The following is an 18,524-nucleotide window of genomic DNA, read 5'->3' on the forward strand; positions in this document are numbered from 1 at the left end:
ATTATCGCGTTAATAAGATGGTTATACTTAAGACAAGAGAGATGACAGTGGCCACGGTACCTACATTACCAACAAATCCTGACGATTTAACTTTCGGATCATTAGGATTCACCACAATCAAGTCGTTGGGTTTAATAAAATAGAATTCACTATTCATGAATTCCGCCGAGGTTAAATCAATATGGGTCACTTTTCGGATGCCATCCACCTCTCTCGTCATCAAGATATCCTTGCGTTCCCCATTAATGGTTAAATCTCCTGCAATCCCAAGCGCTTGTAAAAGCGTCATATTTTGATCGGTGTAATTAAAGGTCCCTGGCTTATTGACTTCACCAAGAATAGTGACTTTAGCGTTAATCAAGCGTACGTTTACCCGAGCATCCAAAAGATGTCCTTCCGAAGTCAATTTATTTTTTATAAACTCTTCAAGCTCTTCTGTTGTTTTATTTTTAGTAGATATGGTTCCTAAAACAGGAAAGCCAATAGTATTGTTTAGTGACACCACGTATCCATCAAGTTGCATGATTTCCAAATTACTTGTGGGCTGTGCTTTTGAGGCCATCTTATTATATGGTAATGCGGCTTCAGGTGACAGACTCTCTACCGTGATCTTTAGGATATCATTAGGCTGAATATTCGGGGTTTGATAAGGAATTTCCCTACTCCCTTTGGTTTCAATATCCTGTAAATAAAGGATTTCTTTTTTAGAGGCACAGGAACTCAGAAGAAAGAGTGCGGATAAAAACAATAAGAGGTGTTTCATTAAAATGATCTTGAAATGTTTAAACGATAAGCCATGACACAAATTGTGTGCAAAAGTAAGGCGTTTTATTTAAAAATAGTACGAAATTAACGGGACTGTTCAACAATTTTAGATTGTGATTTATTTTTCAAGAGCCAATGGTAAATAAATGCCACCGAATACAGGACCGTACCAATAGCAAGCAATAAACATAATTGCAAATGGATCTCAAAGTCCTTAAACAAAAGTGCCAAAATAAACAATACGGTATTGATAATCACAATGCACAAGGTGGTTTGTTTATGCGAATAGCCTAAATTAATAAAGCCGTGGTGCAAATGGTTTCTATCCGCCTTAAACGGACTTTTCTTATGAATAACGGCACGAATAAAGAAAATACGTAAGGTATCCAAAAGCGGAAAGAACACAATAGCCAATGCTAAAATGGGGGCCGAGGTGTAATAAAGCGAGGTTGGGAACATTTGTGCTTCACTAAGAAAGCGTACCACAAAAAAAGCAATCAGAAATCCAACAATCATCGAGCCGGTATCACCCATAAATATCTTTCGTTTTTTCGAAAAATTAAATCGTAAAAACGGCACCAAGGAACCGATAGTAGCCACCGCAATGGTGGTCATACTGACATCCTGGGTTTTCCAAAATAGAAAAGCCAAGGCCGCACAAGCAAAAAGCGCCAAACTCCCCGCCAAGCCATCCACCCCATCAATCAGGTTATAGGCATTAATGATCAATATATATACAAATAGGGTAAAGAGCACGGACACCACATAAGGTAAGGTAGTGATGCCGAAAATCCCAAAAAAGCCAACAATACGGGTGTCCGTAAAAATAATCAGCACCCCTGCCACTAATAATTGGGCCAAGAACTTTGTTCTCGGTGCTAAAACCAGCAAATCGTCTTTAAGACCTAAAAAGAAAAGCACGGTCAGACCGCCTAAAAGCAACATCAATATTTTGGTATCCAACACCCCACCAATTGTGGTGATGACCACCGCCAAGCTGAAAAAAATTGCAATCCCACCTAAAGTTGGCGTTTTGGTAGAATGCGAACTTCTTGAACCAGGTTCGTCCATCAATTGCTTTACTTGCGCCACTCTTATAATAGTAGGGAAAGTCAACCAAGAGACAATAAAAGCCAAGATAAATGCCCACAATAACCAAATCCCTAGATAATCTAAGGGATCAAAATAAGCAAGTAAATCTTGAATCATGACTGTATAGGTTTAAGAATCAATAGATAATATAAAGGGGAACTTTGGCAAAGATACATTTAAAGTGTAATATGTCACAATGTTTTAGAATCTAAACTCAAATTTCTACCACGACTATTGATGATATTTTCAAAAGTAGTGCTTCTTACAAGCTCATATTAACGCAAATCCTAAAATTATTTCACTTTCTTTAAATATCCTTCAAAAATCACTTTTTTGAGTATCAAACGCTGTACTGCCAGGTCAAGCTGAACGCAGTCCAAGCACACTGTTAGGCTGAGCGCTTCCGGCGCTTCGGAACGAAGCCCGTTTATTATGCCAAATGGCGTTATACTGGACAACTTCTATAATTTCGGCTGTACCCCCGTCCCCTAAAGGGGTGACGCAGAATTTGGCCGACAATTTCCCCTGTTATAGGGAGGGGTTAAGGAATAGTGGTGAGTGGTGAATGGTGAGATAAAAAATTCTGTGTCTTTTTATCTCTTTTTACTTATTTCGCCGCCTCTTGGGTCCTGCCTCCTGCCTCTATTTTCTATTCTCTTTTGTCTTAATTCTTAATACTTTGTACTTAATACTTTGCACTTCACACCCAACACCGCCTCGCTAATAATTGTGTGCATTCCACAAACATCATGCTTCCTGCCTCCTGGCTCATTTGTCTTTCGTCTTAATTCTTAATACTTAATACTTAATACTTAGTACTCTGCACTTCACACCCGACACCGTCTTGCTAATTATTGTGTGCGTTTCAAAAACATCATGCCTCCTGTCTCCTGGCTCCTGATTCCTTTGCCTTTTGTATTTCGTCTTAATACTTAATACTTAATACTTTGTACTTAATACTTAGCACTAAAACGGCCGCCTCGGCAAATCCTTAAACCATTTATAAACAATCTCATTTTCTGGATTTAAAATAACCCAAGCTGTAACAAGAATGACTTTCACATCAGTCAAAAAAGATTCATGGGCTTGGTACCATTGTTCAACCTCTCCTTTAAAAGGGTAAATCTGGTTCTTATAAAACGCCCAAGTGTCCTCACCTCTATTTTTCACTTGTGTAATCAATTCTTCCTCATCCCTGAAAATAATAGAGCCTATGCCGGTCAGCCCAGGCTTGACATTATAGATCACCTCTTGCACCGCCTTAGGATAGGTTTCAAAACTGACCCGCATCAACGGACGCGGCCCTACAATACTCATATCGCCTTTAAATATATTGATCAATTGAGGCAGTTCGTTGATCTTACTTTTTCTTAAAAACCCGCCCATAGGGGTTATGCGCGGATCTTTTTTAGTGGTCAGCACCCCACCCGCCATATTGGGACTGTCTTTTAACATGGTAGCAAACTTCCAAATCAGAAAAGGTCGGTTCTTATAGCCCACCCGCTCCTGCTTATACCAGATATAACCCTCGCCCGTCAGTTTAAGGCCAATCATAATAGGGATTAACAATGGCGCTAAAATGACTAAGGCAATTCCCGAGACCACAATATCACAGCCTCTTTTAAATGCTCTATACATAAACTACATTTTTTGATCCAAACTCTTTCCGGTTTCAATATGCTCAAAATCCGGAAGCTGTTCCTTTAATAAATCCACAATGGCCGTTTTGTCGTAACTACCTGAATCCATAAGGTTTTTTAAGTCTAAAATGGTTCGGCTGATTTCCGCCTGCGACAGTTTTCTGGCATTTTTTATAACGCCTAAGCTCTCATAAGTATCTTGATCAACCACATCGGTATCTGTAAAAAACTCCTCGTATAACTTTTCACCAGACGTATCCGTATCGAAAAAGTAAACAGGATACGGATCTCCCTCTTTAGTGGTCAATGCTTTTTGCTTTGCTTCCTCATCCGACTGGCATTCCAGAATAGGTCTTTGGGACGCCTTGAAAAAGTCGATGGTAATGTCCTTGAAAAACGCCATCTGTTCTTCGGCCAATTTCGGAAAAAAGATGTCACCCGATTTCCCAAGCATACAGGCCAACATACAAATTTGGCCACTCTCTTCCGGCGACACAAAAAAGCGTTTTACATCTGCTGGGCAAGAGATGGGTTGATTTTGAAATAAACGCTCAATATACCCTGCCAATAAGGATCCATTGGAAAAAGCCACATTGGCAAAACGCGCTGTCGTGATCTGCAAGTCGTTGCTATAGGCCATAATCACTTCCTCCATGAGTTTTTTACTCGCACCCATAACATTCACCGGATTCGCCGCCTTGTCCGTAGATACGCAAAAGAAATGCTCAGGCTTATGGTCCATTAATAAATCTAAAAAGGCTTTAGCCTTAAAGACATTATTATCAATCATCGCCTCAATTGAATACTTATCCTTTTCACTCCGCACGTGCTTATGCGCCGCAAAATTGGCTACAATATCAAAGGGCCCTTCCGCCAAGAAAAGTTTTTCAAAAACCGGATCTCCAAAACTCATCGGATAGGTTTTATAGTCTTCCGGAACAAAGGTATTGGCGTCCGATCGTAAGGTGCGGGTCAATTCCGTTAATCCATTCTCATTGGTATCCACCACATAAAGCTTTCCTGGCTCAAACTTCAAAATAGCTTTGATATAGGATGATCCGATGGTTCCGGCGCCACCAATCACCAAAACCGATTTGCCTTTTATTTTTTCGCTAAGAATAGCAGCATTGGCCTGGATATCCTTTTCAAAAAGACTCGTGTCTCTTTTTGTGATGTATGTGTTTATAAAATTTGGGATGTCTATGATGTTCATTTGTTTGTGTTTTATTTTCTGTTTTTGTGAGTTTTGAAGATATGTGTTATTTGGGTTTGGTCACCTGCCTCTAAAGGGGTGACGAAAAATTCGGCCGACAAGCCCCCCTCCTTTAGGAGGGGCCAGGGGGAGGTCAATTCTTGCTTACCCCGGCCCCCTAAAGGGGTGACGAAAAATTTAGCTGACAAACGCCCCTATTTTTGGAGGGCCAGGGGGAGGTCAAATTCCCTTTCTTATTGAAATATTGATCGTTTTTATTACGTCTTTAATTTTTGTTACTACCATATCTATTTCTGTGTGCACCTCTTCATTTGTAAAACGTATCACCGTTAAGCCTTGATAATTCAATAATTCTGTTCGTTTTTCATCTTGCTGTTTCTGCTCTTTAGTTGCATGGTATGGGCCATCAACTTCAATAATCAATCCTAATTCATGGCAATAAAAATCGACAATAAAAAGATGAATGGGATGTTGACGTCTAAATTTATAGCCTTCTAATTTTTTATTTTTTAAATAACTCCATAATATCTTTTCTGCGGAAGTCATCTTATTACGTAAAAGCCTTGCTTTAAGGAAAGTACTTTTTGGTGCTCCTTTGAACATACTTTCATCATGATAAAAATTATTGTTATCCACTAAACTACATAATTAAAATTAGGTTAGCTTGCTTGCGCTATACCCCCCGCCCCTAAAGGGGGACCCAAAATCGGTTAGGGCTCTACCCCCTGCCTCTAAAGGGGTGATCGAAAATTCGGCCGACAAGCCCCCCTCCTTTAGGAGTGGCCAGGGGGAGGTCAATTCTTGCTTACCCCCTGCCCCTAAAGGGGTGACGCAGAATTTGGTCGACAATTTCCCCTGTTATAGGGAGGGATTAGGGATTAGGGAATAGTGGTGAGTGGTGAGAGGTGAGAGGTGAGAGATGAAAAAGTGAGTGAAAGAAAAGATTTTTTGATGTCTTATTTTGATTCTTTACTCCTATTTCTATTCTCTTTTATCTTTATTCTTTTGTCTTCGCACTTGACTCTTGGCTCTTGACTCCTGCCTCCTGATTCTATCCTATTTTATCTCTATTCTTTAGTCCTGATTCCCACCTTCGCTTCACTGCGAACGTGCAAGCTTGGCTTCTGATTCTATTCTCTCTTAATACTTGATACTTAATACTTGATACTTTTTTTAACGCCTCTTGACTCTTGACTCTTGACTCCTGGCTCCTGGCTCCTGCCTCCTGCCTCCTTATGCAATTTTCTATTCTCTATTCTCTTTCGTCTTAATTCTTAATACTTAGTACTTAATACTAATTATGATAAAACCCCTTTATCACCGTCACCACCGTCTCCAATATGTCTATGATGTTCATTTATTCACATTTTACTGTATCAAATCCAAAGTTCAAGGTTAAAGTTCCAGATTAAGAAAACTTCAGATTCTAATTACAAGATTATTAATAATTAAAGTCTATGATTTAAAATTTAAGGTTTAAAGCCATAAAATAGTAATTTATTCGGCCAAGTTTCAACGGGACGATAAGCAACAACATAGGACGCAATTCGATGGTTAAAATTCAAACAAGTCCCAACGGGACGACATTTGAAAACATAGGACGTAAGTCCTTGATGATGTAAACACCCCGTGGATATAAAAGTCCTGGAGGGACGACACCTTAAGTACAACGAGCTTAGTTAAATAGCTTAGTTAAAACAAACGCAAGCTAATCCCATACGTATCTCTCGTCATACTCCTGTTTATACATCGATAAAAAACCAAGATATTCTTCCTTAAAAGTCATTTTTTCATGATGCTCATGTTGTTTCCTTATATAGTTGATCAAAACATCTGTTTCACTTGGATTCACCGAAAACGCCCCATATCCATTTTGCCAAGAAAATTGTTTTAACCTTTCATCTTCATATTTGATCCACTTCGACGAGTTTGCTTTAATCTTTTGAACCAAGGTCATTAAAGCTATCTTTTTAGAAAGCATACATAAGACATGAATGTGATCTGTATACCCACCTACTATCAAAGCTGGAGATTCCAGTGCATTACATATGCCACTTATATACGCATGAAGCTTATCTTCATACGGTGGTTGAATCAATGGTTGTCGACCTTTTGTACTAAAAACAATATGGATGTAGTTTTTCACTAAGGATTGTCCCATGATTATGCTTTATAATTAATACCAATTTGATTTTGTAATGTCGTACAGAAAGCGATGTTGCTTTTTTGTTCTATGACGCTGTGATTAATTTGCATAGCCTTAGCTATGGAAATTATGAACAAGGAAATAGAACGGAAAATGAACAAGCTTGAATGCGACATTGCATTGTTAACTTGGTATAAGTTATAAACCTATAGATAATATTACATATTTTACTATAAAACAATAGCTTAATACTTTGTATGGTCCCTTCAGGACTTGTTTGAACGCATTTTATATCATTAGCATAGAACTTGCGTTCTATGCTAATGTGTATCGTCCCTTCGGGACTATTTTAGACAACATGAGTTCAAGCACTACATCTCGTAAAGCTCTCGAATAATCCTCACCACCGTCTCCAATTGCTCCTGCGTAATCCCCGCTGAACTCGGAATACTGATACTATTTTGATAAACCGATGCGGAGACGTCATTTTTGGTGATATACCTATCATCTTTAAACATCTCCAATTGATTCATGGGCATCCAAAACGGACGCGACTGCACGCCGTTAGCATTTAAATACTCTAACAACTCGCGCATCCGTGAGGTCGAGAAGGTAAACAACCAACAATTGGGATTGGTACCTTCTGGGATTTCCTGGAATTTGATATCGCCCACCCCTTCCAATTCGCTTCTGTAAAAAGCATCCATGGCTTTTTTAGCTTTAAGTGCCTCTGGAAAGGTTTCCATTTGTGCAACACCAATCGCCGCAAGCACATTCACCAAGCGGTAATTATAGCCAATGGCGTCGTGGATATAATCCATAGCACTGATTTTTGCTTGGGTAGTGAGATGTCTTGCTCTTTTGGCCAAGGCTTCGTCATCGGTAACAATCACGCCACCGCCGCCGGTGGAGATAATTTTGTTGCCATTGAAACTGAACACACCAATTTTGCCAAAGGTTCCAGCGTGCTTGTTTTCAAAAGTACTTCCTAGCGCTTCTGCAGCGTCCTCAATGATATCCAAATGGTAGGTTTTAGCAATGGCCACCAGACTGTCCATATCCCCCATATTCCCTAACACATGAACGGGCATAATGGCGCGCACACGTTTGTTGGTGGTCGTATCATAACTGAAAGTCCCTGCCGCTGTGGTTCTTAATTCCGTTTGATCGTTAAGGTAGTTGACCAGCAATTCCAAATCCATTTGCCAATCGTCAGCATTCACATCAATCAAAATCGGTGTGGCGCCAGTATATTTAATGGCGTTAAGTGTCGCAATAAACGTGATGTTCGGGGCAATGACATGATCATTCTCGGTCACACCCAATAGCACTTGGGCAATATGAAGTCCGGCGGTACCGTTCATACAGGCCACGCCATATTTGGCGCCTGCATAATTGGCAACCATTTCTTCAAATTGGTTGACATAACTCCCTGCGGAAGAAATCCAACCAGTATTTAAACAATCTAAAACGTACTTGGACTCGTTGCCCTCAATTTTCGGAATGGATAATGGTATCATTGATTGTGTTTTATTAAATTTTACAGAATGTAGGGTTAATGGTTTCTATTTTAAACATGACATTATAATTTAAGATTCTTCCCACCAGTGGATCTTACAACCGTATGGGCTTGCGCGCCCTTGCCACTCGGACGCACGCCGAAGTTCTTAATTAGTATAAGATAAAAATTCAGAAAACTTTTAATACTTTACTTTGTAATTGATTTACGTGATATCGCCCCTACAGAGCTCGATTTCTACTGGTTATGTTTTACAAAGGTGCCATCCCTCTGGGATTTTATGAGAATGATGATAAAATTTATTGGTGATTGATGAGCTTTGATTTGATTTGCATCGAATTAAGTTAGCATCGGCAGTTTCTAAATCCAAGGTTTCCTTCGGATAGTTATCAGTTGTCGGTGACTATTAATAATTAGTTCTTACCTTTAGGCATGTCCGAACGAATCCGTAGATACGAGCAGATTCTTCATACATAATTCTTGATATTTGATACTCTATCTTGTTTCCCGCCTTCACTTTGCTATGACAGGCTGGTTTTTGTTTCTTGTTTCTCGTTTCTCGTTTCTCGTTTCTCGTTTCTCGTTTCTCGTTTCTAAAAGAGAGAATATTTTTTATTTAATCTGATGTCTAATTGCCGATCAAAATACGTAAGAACCAATGTTGACAAGCAGTCTATAGTTCTTTTTGTCCTGCATCATGTCTCTTGACTTCTGATTCTATTTTATTTTGTCTTGTTCCCCGCCTTCGCTTCGCTGCGGATGGGCAGGCTTGATTCTTCCTTCTTTTCTATTATCTTATATCTCTGTTCTTTTTCTTTTGTCATGGCTCTTGTTTCCTGACTCTTGACTCATGGCTCCTGAATCATGCCTCCATCTTCTATTTTCTATTTTACTTTTTTCTTTAGTCTTCCGTCCTGACTCCTGGCTCATGAGTCCTGACTCGTGACTCCTGACTCCTGACTCCTGACTCCTAAACCATGCCTTTTTCTCAATTCTACTGTCATATGTCTCGGCTCTTGGTTCCTAAATCTTGCCTCATTATTCCTTTGTCTATTTCTTCTTTAAAATCCGATAATACACATGTTTAAGCTGCGCAACATGATAGCTATTCATCAATTCAAGAGAACTGATTGAAGGTAAGGTAATTCCGTTGTAACTTGTGTCATCTTCTTTATACAAATAACCAGTTGGAGCGGAAATGACCTTTAGGCCTTGATCTTTAAAGATCTCTACCGCTCTTGGCATATGTACGGCACTTGTTACTAAGATAATATTTTTGTTGGTTCCAATTTCCGTTTTAAAAGCCAAAGCCTCTTCCAAGGTGGTGATAGGCGTTTTCAACATTTCAATATCTCTCTCATTTACCCCTAAAGATATCGCGGCGTCTTTACTGATTTCTGCTTGACTTATAGGTTCGTTGGTTGAAGCGGCTGAAGTCACCAAGATAGCCTGATCCAAGTAATTGTAAACCCGGATACCTTCGATTAGTCTAATCAGCGTTTCTTGATTTAGATTCATTGAGGCCGGCAAGCGTGCATCCCTTGAAGCACCAGCACCTAAGACATGTATATAATAAGATTCTGAACGGTCAATGAGGTCAAGATCAATAGGGTCATAAGCACTTTCAATAGACGCAATTAATTTTTTAGGCACATAATTGGTTGCGCTTAATAAGAACAGCACAATTCCAATGATAATAATTAAAGTCGTCAATCTGTGTTTGTTTTTATGCAGCCAATATGCGAAAATCACCCAAATGCTAAAGTATAAACCAATATTGGGTAACGCTTTTAAAAGACTAAGCATGACTTACAATTTCTTTATACCTGCTACGGTCAAGGACTCTGGTTTAGAGGGTAGATTTTTAAAGGTTTTATAGACCAACTCTGAATTAGGACTCACCAGAGACCAAAAAGTTAGAAAAAGGATTTTAAAATCGACATGAAGAGAACAGTGGTTATAATACCATTGTTCAAGCGCACCTTTATATGGATAAATGTACGTTTTATAATAAACCAAGGGGTCTTTTCCAAGTTCCTTATAAGTACTCACTAAAAGCTCCTCATCTCTAAATATCAGCGACCCAATGCCCGTTATACCTGGTCTATTTTTATAAATGACATTTTGCACTTCTAATGAATATTTCTTGAAACTAGCCACCAAAAGTGGGCGCGGACCGACCAAAGCCATATCACCTTTCACAACATTTATAATTTGAGGTAATTCATTGATTTTAGTCATCCGTAGCAGTTTGCCAAATTTAGTAATTCTCGGATCATTTCTAACTGTAACCGTTTTCCCTCCAATATTTGGACTGTCTTTTAACATGGTCGCAAATTTATAAATGAAAAAAGTTTGATTATTGAAACCCATGCGTTTTTGGAGGTAAAAAACCTCACCTTCTCCAGTAAGTTTAAGAATGATGATAATTACCAAAAACAAGGGAGATAAGAGTAACAATCCGAATAGAGATAATAATAAATCCAATGCTCTCTTCAAGAATGAATATGCACTAACGCTACCTGTTCGTTTCATTGAAATATAAGCTTTTTAAAGAAATTATAAATGGATTACAGCTTGATAACATTAATAAAGCACCAAATATTTATTTTGCAATTTTCCTCAAAGGGTTGTAACAGCAATAGCTTAATTTTTTATTAAATCTGATTCGTTCATTAAAATAGGTTCAACATCAACATCTCTAAGAAAGATGGTGCCAGGCTCAAATTCGTACATTTTATAGTTTTTATCAAAACTCGGATCCTCACTAAGCAAACCTAAAATATCTTCGGAAAAATTTGCGCCTCCCTTCGCAAAACTATAATTAAAAGCGACCATTCTAACATTAATTTCAGTAATGTAAGGGCGCCCATTGACATCTTCTTTGAAATCGGCAGTAAAAAAACCATGTTTAGGTGTGTTCGTCGCATTGAAAAGCTTGTCCATCGCTTTGATAGCTAAATCCACCAAGTTAGGTTCATTTAATAAGCGGCCAAATGAGGTATTACCAGTAATCCCAGATGGTGCCACCTTTGACATGATATAATTAACACGTTCACCCGAGGCTGACCGTATTAATTCGCCATTATGGTAAAGAAGTTTGCATGCTAAATTCCTGCCTGGCAAAAAGGTGCTTGCAATAAATTCAGAAACATCAGGGTTTATGGTCATCCAATTATTCAGACTCTCCCGATTTTCAACTTTCAATGAGCCTAAACCACTAGAGCCCGAAGTACTGCGAATCCAAAATGGATAACTCAGTGATTTTTCAAGCTCAATAAAATCTAAATCCTTCGGTTTAAGAACGTAAGAAACAGGAACTAAGCCTGTGTCTTTTAAAATTTCAGTCATAGCGCCTTTGTCTATTAAAACTTTTACTAAGTCATAATCTGGGAGTATAGTTTTGCAAGGCCATTCGCCACCCTGTTTTTTAAGTAGAGACCAAGCCAATACAGCTTGTTCTGGATGTATCATTGCGTACTTAATATCGTTCTCCGTTACGAATGCTTCTAAAGTACCCCAATAGCTTTCATCTCTAGAACGCGGAACTAAAATGTTTTTTTCATAAAGCTCAGATTCATAAAACCCATAAGTTAGCGGATTTACCTCCGTTCCGTAGAGTTTAGAATCTTGAGCATACTTACTGATTTTAATACTACGTGATATACTTCTCGGCGTAGGTCCACCAACACCACTTATTAAAATTTTCATATCTTTCTTTTCTATAAGTTCTTATAATTTTCCAGCATTGGCTTTAAACCTTTATTTACAGGCAATTGCCACACCAATTTACACCAATCGTGATTTCCTTCTATAAATCCAGGGCCATCATCCGTAACTACGATATCCCATCCTATTGACTTGTTTTGAGGATGTTTCAAGGCTGCTTTTTCAGTCATTTCCAAAATTTCTTCCCAGTATGGGATTTGAAAACCTAAGATGTCAATTCCGGTTATTGGATGTTTTTCTTGAGGTAGTTTTGTTATATCAGAATATACTCCTGGACCAGTAATTACCCCAGTATTCACATCAACAGGAGCCGCTAAATTTCCAGCGGCCATATTATCTACAGGACTATCAACAGAAATACGCATTCTACAACCTAATATTTCATAGGTACCATCATTTCTAATTTGTGTAAATATACGAACCGTATTTACCGCTGAAGGCGACAACTCTTGAATTTTAGCATGTTGCTTGACGTAAGTTTCCAATACACCAAAACGATTCTGCTTCATAAAACTCAACAAATTTGATGCCTCTATCTCAGAAGTCTCTAAAATTTTAATACCTCCTCCAGCCTTCCCACTTGACTCTTTCAAAACAATCCGTGCATTGGAAGCATAGATTCGATCCACTAACCCCTTGTCACTTTCTAACTCTTCTAATGTGTACATCTGATGTTTAAAGAATTCTTTATAATTACTATAAAAAAGCCGTTTGTCATCTAATATAACTCGTTGCTTCGGAGGATTGGCTAATTTTTGAAATTCATATACCGTTCCAGTACCTGCCCAAAATTGCTTCTCTTCCGCAGTTTTATTATAAAACCCAAACTGAAAGTACTCCAAAATTGATATATTATATTTATATACATCTCGAATACTTGCCAACAATAATTGCGTCTTTGACCTGCCCGTCAACTGAGAGGTATGTGTTAAAAACTTTTTGAGCAAATCCCATTTCATTTGCTTAAAATAATATCCTAAATACAGTGTTCTATTCATCTATTTTCTCTTTAGAAATTATATCTCCCAACTGATCAGCACTTATAAATTCAACATCAGGCCAGCGATTTACAATTTTATCTAGTAGTTGTTTTAAGGCACTTAAACCTACTTTTCTGTTTTCTTCGTCAATATGACCACAAAAATTGACCCGATGAGAACTAATATTTGCAGGTTTTTTCATTTTGAAAGCTGCTTCGATTTGTTTAAAGCTAAAATCAACCCAATTCGTGATCCTAGGAGTCGTTGGTTCAAAAACAACATTTCTAACTAATTCTTTCATTACAGTTCCACCACCTAATCTATGTTTCTCCATTTGGTACTTTCCATCACCCAAATATCTCTTTAAACTGCGAGGGCGATCTATAAACTCAAATCCCAGGTTATATAATTCATTTTCTAAATGTAATGGAAATTGTTGTGCTGGAGGGGTGAATGTATTTGGAGCATAGCCGTAAACCCTCTTAAAGGCTTTTACTCCATCTGCTACATTCTCTAAAAATCCGAAAGTTTCATCAAGTTTATCAAATGAATAAGCGGCAGTCCATCCATTTTTATAACTTTTATGCCCTGGAATTGTCACATGTGAATGTTGCTTCAAAACAGTAATTAAGTCCTTATCCTTTTTTTTAAGAAGATCTTTAAAAATATGCATATTAAAGTGTTCTCTACCATGAAACTGTGGTTTCATTAGACCTTTTTTAATGCCATCCTTCCATAATTCCCAAGTTCCGGCATATGCATTTGTATCTTTCAGGGTTAATTTCTCATAAGTTTCTGGCAATAACTCATAAATGTATTCTGTATACTTATTATTCGCCATGGAATCAAAATCTATATTACAAGGAAGTGAATAGGGTGTAAAAATAGCTGGATTTTCGTGTTTATCTTTTACCGATGATAAAACATCAAACAGGTCTTCTAAATCGGCACGTGTTTCCAGAGTGTCAAAACGATCGAAATGCGAATCCAAAGGAATATTGGCCGCCTCAATTCTATTAAGAGATTCTTTAGAATTCAGCCGTACATTTCCGTAATCATCGATTGAAAATATTACCAATTTCCGATTTGATCGCCAACCAGAAAAATTTTTTAAATAATTATATAAAGTTTGCTTCATGAATAAAAGTAAATCAAACTACTATGACTACTGTTTTGTTTATTTGGCTCATACATTCAAATAGATCTTATAAATATTCGTCATGCTCTTTAATGAGTTTTCAATTCTAAATTCCATAGATTTTTCAAGTGCATTTGCTCCTAATTCGTTTCTTAACTTATCATCAGTATATAGTAACCTTATATAAGAAATAAATTCATCGGTATTTCCTTGAGAAAACATATAACCAGTTCTTCCGTGAATAATCATTTCCTTATGACCTCGGTCATAACTTGCTACAATTGGTAACCCGCACATCATTTCTTCAGCCAGTCCCAACCCAAGTCCTTCATGTTTACTGGATGAAACTCCAATATCAGCTATGCCACTTAATTCTGGCACATCATTTCTAAATCCTAAGAAATCAATATACGTCGATACTCCCAAAGTTTTTGCCAATGACTTCATTCTTTCCAGAGAAATTCCTTTACCAGCGAAAACAATCTTAATATTTGGAATGGTTTTAATCAGTTTCGGTAAAGCTCTAATAATAAATTCATGATTTTTGCGAGGAATGAATTCGGCTACATATAATAAAACAAATGAATCATGAGAAATTCCCAATTCAAAGCGTTTCTTTTTCTTTTCTGATTCAGTCAGAGGCCGAAACCTTGAGCTATTAACACCAATCCCTTTGATGTAATATGACGCATTATGCAACATTTTATTATTTACATAATTATAATCTTCTTGATTTATTGTGATAATGGCGTCGGTATAATAACTTAATATAAATTCAGATGGATAATAGAGTAACCAACGACTTATAGGACCACCTTTATAGAAATGGAAACCATGAGCAGTATATAATACCTTCGTCCCCTTAGTTCTCGCTTTTATAGCGGCTAATCTCGTTAACATGCTAGGTATGGGAGTATGGCAATGTACTACATCATACTCCCCTTCATCTATTATTCTTTTGAGCTTCCGATAAGATCGAAATAATTTTTTATTAAACAAGGATCTCGGAAAATCGAGATAATAGGCTACATGGATATTTTCAATGATTAATTTCCCCCTGTTTTCTACAGCAATATCTACTTGTACTCCCTCTTCAGATAACCATTTAATATATGGTTTATGGAAAGTAGCTAGATGAATATCACTCGTGGCTATATAAAGTATCTTCATTTGAATGACGAATATCACATTTTGTTAAAACTTGAACTATTGATCAAATCATGGAATAAATATTTCGAAACCGAAAAACTCGTGATTTTATTAAAATCAATTAACTTCGTTATCTCGCCTTATCATATCACCTTTATGGTTGTCTCTCTTTTCTGGATAATTAATGAATTATCGGGATATGAACCACTAATAACACATCCCGCACCAATGACACAATTCTTTCCAATGTAAGTATTCTTTAAAATTATAGTGCCTGCACCTATCCAAGAATTTTCACCAATAATAATTTCACCATCTTTATATTTATTAGCTTTTAATCCACCCTCTACTCTAAAATCGTGATCATGATCATAGAGTAATACATTAGGTCCGAACTCCACACCTTTATGAATATGAATCAACCGACGAGCAGTAACTATGCACCCATAATTAAATGAAACATTGTCATCAACAATTAATTGAGCAGAATTTATAGAACGAAATTTAACAAGAGAATGGGCTCGAACTTTATGCCCCAAATTAATTTCTCCCTTATTAATAAAAAGAAGTTGTGTTTGTGGAGAAAAGCGTTGTATCCCATCAAAATAAAATCTCTTGCCATGTATGATTTTTAAGATTGAAAACCTCAATAAGGAATATAATACAGATATAACATTTCTAAAAAATATAGACATTTTTAACGATTTATTTTATGTTATTATGAAATTTCTAATATATATTATGGATTATCCTAATGCAATTATTTAAATATCAGAATTAATTTTATTATAACGAAAAAATAAATTTAAAATAAAATTTTTAATTTGCATCTCGTTATATCATTTAGAATTGCTGAAATCGAACATTTATATTGGGATAAATTCAGAAATATTTAACATCATTCTTTATCGGATTTCTTTAGTATTAAACATCTATAAACGTCCTCTCTTCGTTTTTCCAAAATTTCATATTGATATGTTCTTGCTTTCTCAAGATTTTTTTTTGCTTGTCTGTTTAAAGCATTTAAATTATCCAGGAAGTATATAACTTTATTTACTAATTGGTCTATATTATCTTTATCTATCAAAGCTTCTTCATCTAATAACTCTGGTATTCCACCAATTCTCGTCCCTATGCATGGCAAACCTTTTGCCATTGCCTCGATCACAGCTCTCGGCAAACCTTCCGTGCGGGACGCTTGAAGATATAAATGTGAATTTTCTAATTCTTGAAATACTACTTCAGGACTGACATTCCCTTTAAAAAATACAGCCTCACTAATTTCAAGCTCTTTTGATAATTGAATCATAGAGCTTTTATGAAAACCACCTCCCAACCAGGTTAGCTGAACATTTTTTCCAAGATCTCTTATTTTCTTTATCGCCTTTAATACGATATCTGGAGATTTGTATAACTGTTCTAATGAACCAATTGAACAAATTTTAAATACATTCGGTGGTGTGGAAAGTTCTAATGGTTTATTACTAAACGATTTTTTCTTTAAGACTACATTGGAGGCATGTGTAGTTATCGCTTTTTTTTGAGCTGGATATCTTTTTTGAAGAATATACTCTGTTACGTAAATAACGCCCTTAGCATTTCTTACAGATTTTCTTAATGTAAATAGGCTTCTATATTTATTGAATGTTAAAAAAAAAGGATTCATTGATTTTTTTAAACTACCTGCACTATATACATCCCACGGATCGGCAACTAATTCAACAACGTAGGGAATATTTTTACGTCTTAAATGCTTTATTAATAAATTTCCAGACATATTTGGAAGACGACAAATATAGGCTCGATCTCTCCTTATCAATTTTGCAAGAGTTTTATTTATTTTGAAATAATTTTTTATGAATTCTTTAGGTCCAACAAAATAGGGGATGGCAACAAAAGATATATTTTTCTGAGAAATTAAAAACCTTTCATCAACCTCTTCTTCTACTTCTTGTATTCTAGCCAATACTGTTAAGTGAGTAAAAACTTTTAAATACCTATCCCAAATTAAATTACTTTCAACATGATTAATTGTAAACACATTGCCATTCCTATCTCTTTGAAATCGATGCGTAAGTATTAAAATAGCTTCCATAATTTATGAATTGTTTAAAATCAATTTGAGTTCTTTAAATCTTTTGTTGGGATCAAAATTCTCTTTTGCCCATTTTTCATGTTTATATAGTTCAGTATAAATATTACCTGTGTAAAAACCTTTCAATATTTCATAAGAAGCATTTACGTCTAAAGGACTCAGTGCTAAAAACTCACTTTCTGCGGGCAATGTTTCAAGAATTGGGCTAATATTAGACGTAACCACAGGCAAACCACTAATCATAGCCTCAATCAAGGCATTAGGTTGTCCTTCTGTTATAGAAGGGAAATAAAACACATCTAATGCTCTGTAAAGCATGGGTAAATCGCTTCTTAACCCCAAAGCTATAACTACATCTTGAATATTATATTCCTCTAATTTACTTATGAAGGCAACTGAATTGGTATCTTTCCCACAAAAGACAAAACGGAAATTGTTATGATTCTCTTTAAAGGACTGGATGACCTTGAAAATAGTTTCATGATTTTTTGCAGGATCAAAGCGTCCCACATGCCCAATCATAAAACAATCATTAGGAAAATTAAATCGTTTTCTCGCTTCATAATTGGAAAATGGTATATTAAAGTCACCAGCACTTACCCCATTTTTGATTATTTTATACCTTGAATCTGATTGATAGACATCTCCATGAAAATTTTTAAATGCGGTTTCCGAATTAGACAAGATAAAGGTGGCATTTTTTCGTACCAAGCTATTAACAAAATTGTTGTATAGCCGTTTCAACTTATTATTCCCAAACGCATTGGTAGATCGTCGATAAAAAGCGATTCTGTTTTCAACGCCAGCAGTTTTAGCTATGGTTAAAGGTACCCCACCAAAGTTGCCGTTAAAAGTACAAACTGTATCGTAAGCATTGTTTTTTAAAAGTAAATAGAAGCTCCTAAATTTTTTAAGATTAAAATAACCAAGAGTGTGATGGAAAATGGTTACATCTAATTCTTTAAAATCTTGATAAAGATCCCCTCTTTCCATATTTACCGAAAGTACATGAAACTCAAAATCTCCCAAATTATGCTTTATGAACCGTAAAGCATAGT

16 protein-coding genes are annotated in these 18,524 nt (G+C 36.5%); all 16 read right to left on the reverse strand.

What is annotated here, in order from left to right:
• Position 1: 1 nt before the first annotated feature.
• The 16 genes from H3Z82_RS11620 to H3Z82_RS11695 all read right to left on the reverse strand — a co-directional run bounded on the left by H3Z82_RS11620 (position 2) and on the right by H3Z82_RS11695 (position 18,495).
• The gene (locus H3Z82_RS11620) at positions 2-763 is read right to left on the reverse strand and encodes a polysaccharide biosynthesis/export family protein (RefSeq protein ID WP_182205676.1); all 762 of its coding nucleotides are present in this window, start codon (positions 761-763) and stop codon (positions 2-4) included.
• 86 nt (positions 764-849) lie between these two features.
• Positions 850-1,974, reverse strand: a complete 1,125-nt coding sequence (locus H3Z82_RS11625) for a glycosyltransferase family 4 protein (RefSeq protein WP_182205677.1) — start codon at positions 1,972-1,974, stop codon at positions 850-852.
• Positions 1,975-2,823: 849 nt separating this feature from the next.
• A complete protein-coding gene (locus tag H3Z82_RS11630) occupies positions 2,824-3,495 on the reverse strand; it encodes a sugar transferase (protein ID WP_182205678.1) in 672 nt (223 codons plus the stop codon).
• A gap of 3 nt (positions 3,496-3,498) precedes the next feature.
• A complete protein-coding gene (locus H3Z82_RS11635; protein WP_220459180.1) occupies positions 3,499-4,710 on the reverse strand; it encodes a polysaccharide biosynthesis protein in 1,212 nt (403 codons plus the stop codon).
• A 219-nt stretch (positions 4,711-4,929) separates the two neighbouring features.
• The gene (locus H3Z82_RS11640; protein ID WP_317172453.1) at positions 4,930-5,346 is read right to left on the reverse strand and encodes an endonuclease domain-containing protein; all 417 of its coding nucleotides are present in this window, start codon (positions 5,344-5,346) and stop codon (positions 4,930-4,932) included.
• A 1,072-nt stretch (positions 5,347-6,418) separates the two neighbouring features.
• Positions 6,419-6,871: an IS200/IS605 family transposase gene (tnpA, locus tag H3Z82_RS11645; RefSeq protein WP_182205679.1), complete on the reverse strand. Its 453-nt coding sequence runs from the start codon at positions 6,869-6,871 to the stop codon at positions 6,419-6,421.
• A gap of 356 nt (positions 6,872-7,227) precedes the next feature.
• A complete protein-coding gene (locus tag H3Z82_RS11650) occupies positions 7,228-8,376 on the reverse strand; it encodes a LegC family aminotransferase (RefSeq protein WP_182205680.1) in 1,149 nt (382 codons plus the stop codon).
• A gap of 1,049 nt (positions 8,377-9,425) precedes the next feature.
• Positions 9,426-10,088: an ElyC/SanA/YdcF family protein gene (locus H3Z82_RS11655; RefSeq protein WP_182205681.1), complete on the reverse strand. Its 663-nt coding sequence runs from the start codon at positions 10,086-10,088 to the stop codon at positions 9,426-9,428.
• Positions 10,089-10,184: 96 nt separating this feature from the next.
• Positions 10,185-10,910 carry a sugar transferase gene (locus H3Z82_RS11660; protein WP_182205682.1) on the reverse strand — a complete coding sequence of 242 codons (726 nt, stop codon included), beginning with the start codon at positions 10,908-10,910 and terminating at the stop codon, positions 10,185-10,187.
• 111 nt (positions 10,911-11,021) lie between these two features.
• Positions 11,022-12,086 (reverse strand): ATP-grasp domain-containing protein, encoded by a 1,065-nt coding sequence (locus H3Z82_RS19535; protein WP_220459181.1) that lies wholly within the window; start codon positions 12,084-12,086, stop codon positions 11,022-11,024.
• Positions 12,087-12,097: 11 nt separating this feature from the next.
• A complete protein-coding gene (locus H3Z82_RS11670; RefSeq protein ID WP_182205683.1) occupies positions 12,098-13,102 on the reverse strand; it encodes a sugar-transfer associated ATP-grasp domain-containing protein in 1,005 nt (334 codons plus the stop codon).
• Positions 13,095-14,222, reverse strand: coding sequence for a hypothetical protein (locus H3Z82_RS11675; protein WP_182205684.1), 1,128 nt, complete (start codon positions 14,220-14,222; stop codon positions 13,095-13,097). Before H3Z82_RS11675 ends, H3Z82_RS11670 begins: the two co-directional genes overlap by 8 nt.
• 48 nt (positions 14,223-14,270) lie before the next feature.
• Entirely contained in the window at positions 14,271-15,392 is a 1,122-nt protein-coding gene (locus H3Z82_RS11680; protein ID WP_182205685.1) for a glycosyltransferase family 4 protein, read from the reverse strand.
• A 122-nt stretch (positions 15,393-15,514) separates the two neighbouring features.
• Positions 15,515-16,066: an acyltransferase gene (locus tag H3Z82_RS11685; protein WP_182205686.1), complete on the reverse strand. Its 552-nt coding sequence runs from the start codon at positions 16,064-16,066 to the stop codon at positions 15,515-15,517.
• A 203-nt stretch (positions 16,067-16,269) separates the two neighbouring features.
• Positions 16,270-17,466 carry a glycosyltransferase gene (locus tag H3Z82_RS11690; protein WP_182205687.1) on the reverse strand — a complete coding sequence of 399 codons (1,197 nt, stop codon included), beginning with the start codon at positions 17,464-17,466 and terminating at the stop codon, positions 16,270-16,272.
• Between the two features lie 3 nt (positions 17,467-17,469).
• Entirely contained in the window at positions 17,470-18,495 is a 1,026-nt protein-coding gene (locus H3Z82_RS11695) for a glycosyltransferase (RefSeq protein WP_182205688.1), read from the reverse strand.
• Positions 18,496-18,524 lie beyond the last annotated feature (29 nt).

Source organism: Gelidibacter maritimus (assembly GCF_014062315.1).
GTDB classification, from domain to species: Bacteria; Bacteroidota; Bacteroidia; order Flavobacteriales; family Flavobacteriaceae; genus Gelidibacter; species Gelidibacter maritimus.

Coding starts and splice junctions, on each gene's coding strand:
- H3Z82_RS11680 (WP_182205685.1), bottom strand. CDS start 15,392: ATGAAGATACTTTATATAGCCACGAGTGATATTCATCTAGCTACTTTC.
- H3Z82_RS11660 (WP_182205682.1), bottom strand. CDS start 10,910: ATGAAACGAACAGGTAGCGTTAGTGCATATTCATTCTTGAAGAGAGCA.
- H3Z82_RS11650 (WP_182205680.1), bottom strand. CDS start 8,376: ATGATACCATTATCCATTCCGAAAATTGAGGGCAACGAGTCCAAGTAC.
- tnpA (WP_182205679.1), bottom strand. CDS start 6,871: ATGGGACAATCCTTAGTGAAAAACTACATCCATATTGTTTTTAGTACA.
- H3Z82_RS11685 (WP_182205686.1), bottom strand. CDS start 16,066: ATGTCTATATTTTTTAGAAATGTTATATCTGTATTATATTCCTTATTG.
- H3Z82_RS11670 (WP_182205683.1), bottom strand. CDS start 13,102: ATGAATAGAACACTGTATTTAGGATATTATTTTAAGCAAATGAAATGG.
- H3Z82_RS11635 (WP_220459180.1), bottom strand. CDS start 4,710: ATGAACATCATAGACATCCCAAATTTTATAAACACATACATCACAAAA.
- H3Z82_RS11620 (WP_182205676.1), bottom strand. CDS start 763: ATGAAACACCTCTTATTGTTTTTATCCGCACTCTTTCTTCTGAGTTCC.
- H3Z82_RS11625 (WP_182205677.1), bottom strand. CDS start 1,974: ATGATTCAAGATTTACTTGCTTATTTTGATCCCTTAGATTATCTAGGG.
- H3Z82_RS11690 (WP_182205687.1), bottom strand. CDS start 17,466: ATGGAAGCTATTTTAATACTTACGCATCGATTTCAAAGAGATAGGAAT.
- H3Z82_RS11675 (WP_182205684.1), bottom strand. CDS start 14,222: ATGAAGCAAACTTTATATAATTATTTAAAAAATTTTTCTGGTTGGCGA.
- H3Z82_RS19535 (WP_220459181.1), bottom strand. CDS start 12,086: ATGAAAATTTTAATAAGTGGTGTTGGTGGACCTACGCCGAGAAGTATA.
- H3Z82_RS11630 (WP_182205678.1), bottom strand. CDS start 3,495: ATGTATAGAGCATTTAAAAGAGGCTGTGATATTGTGGTCTCGGGAATT.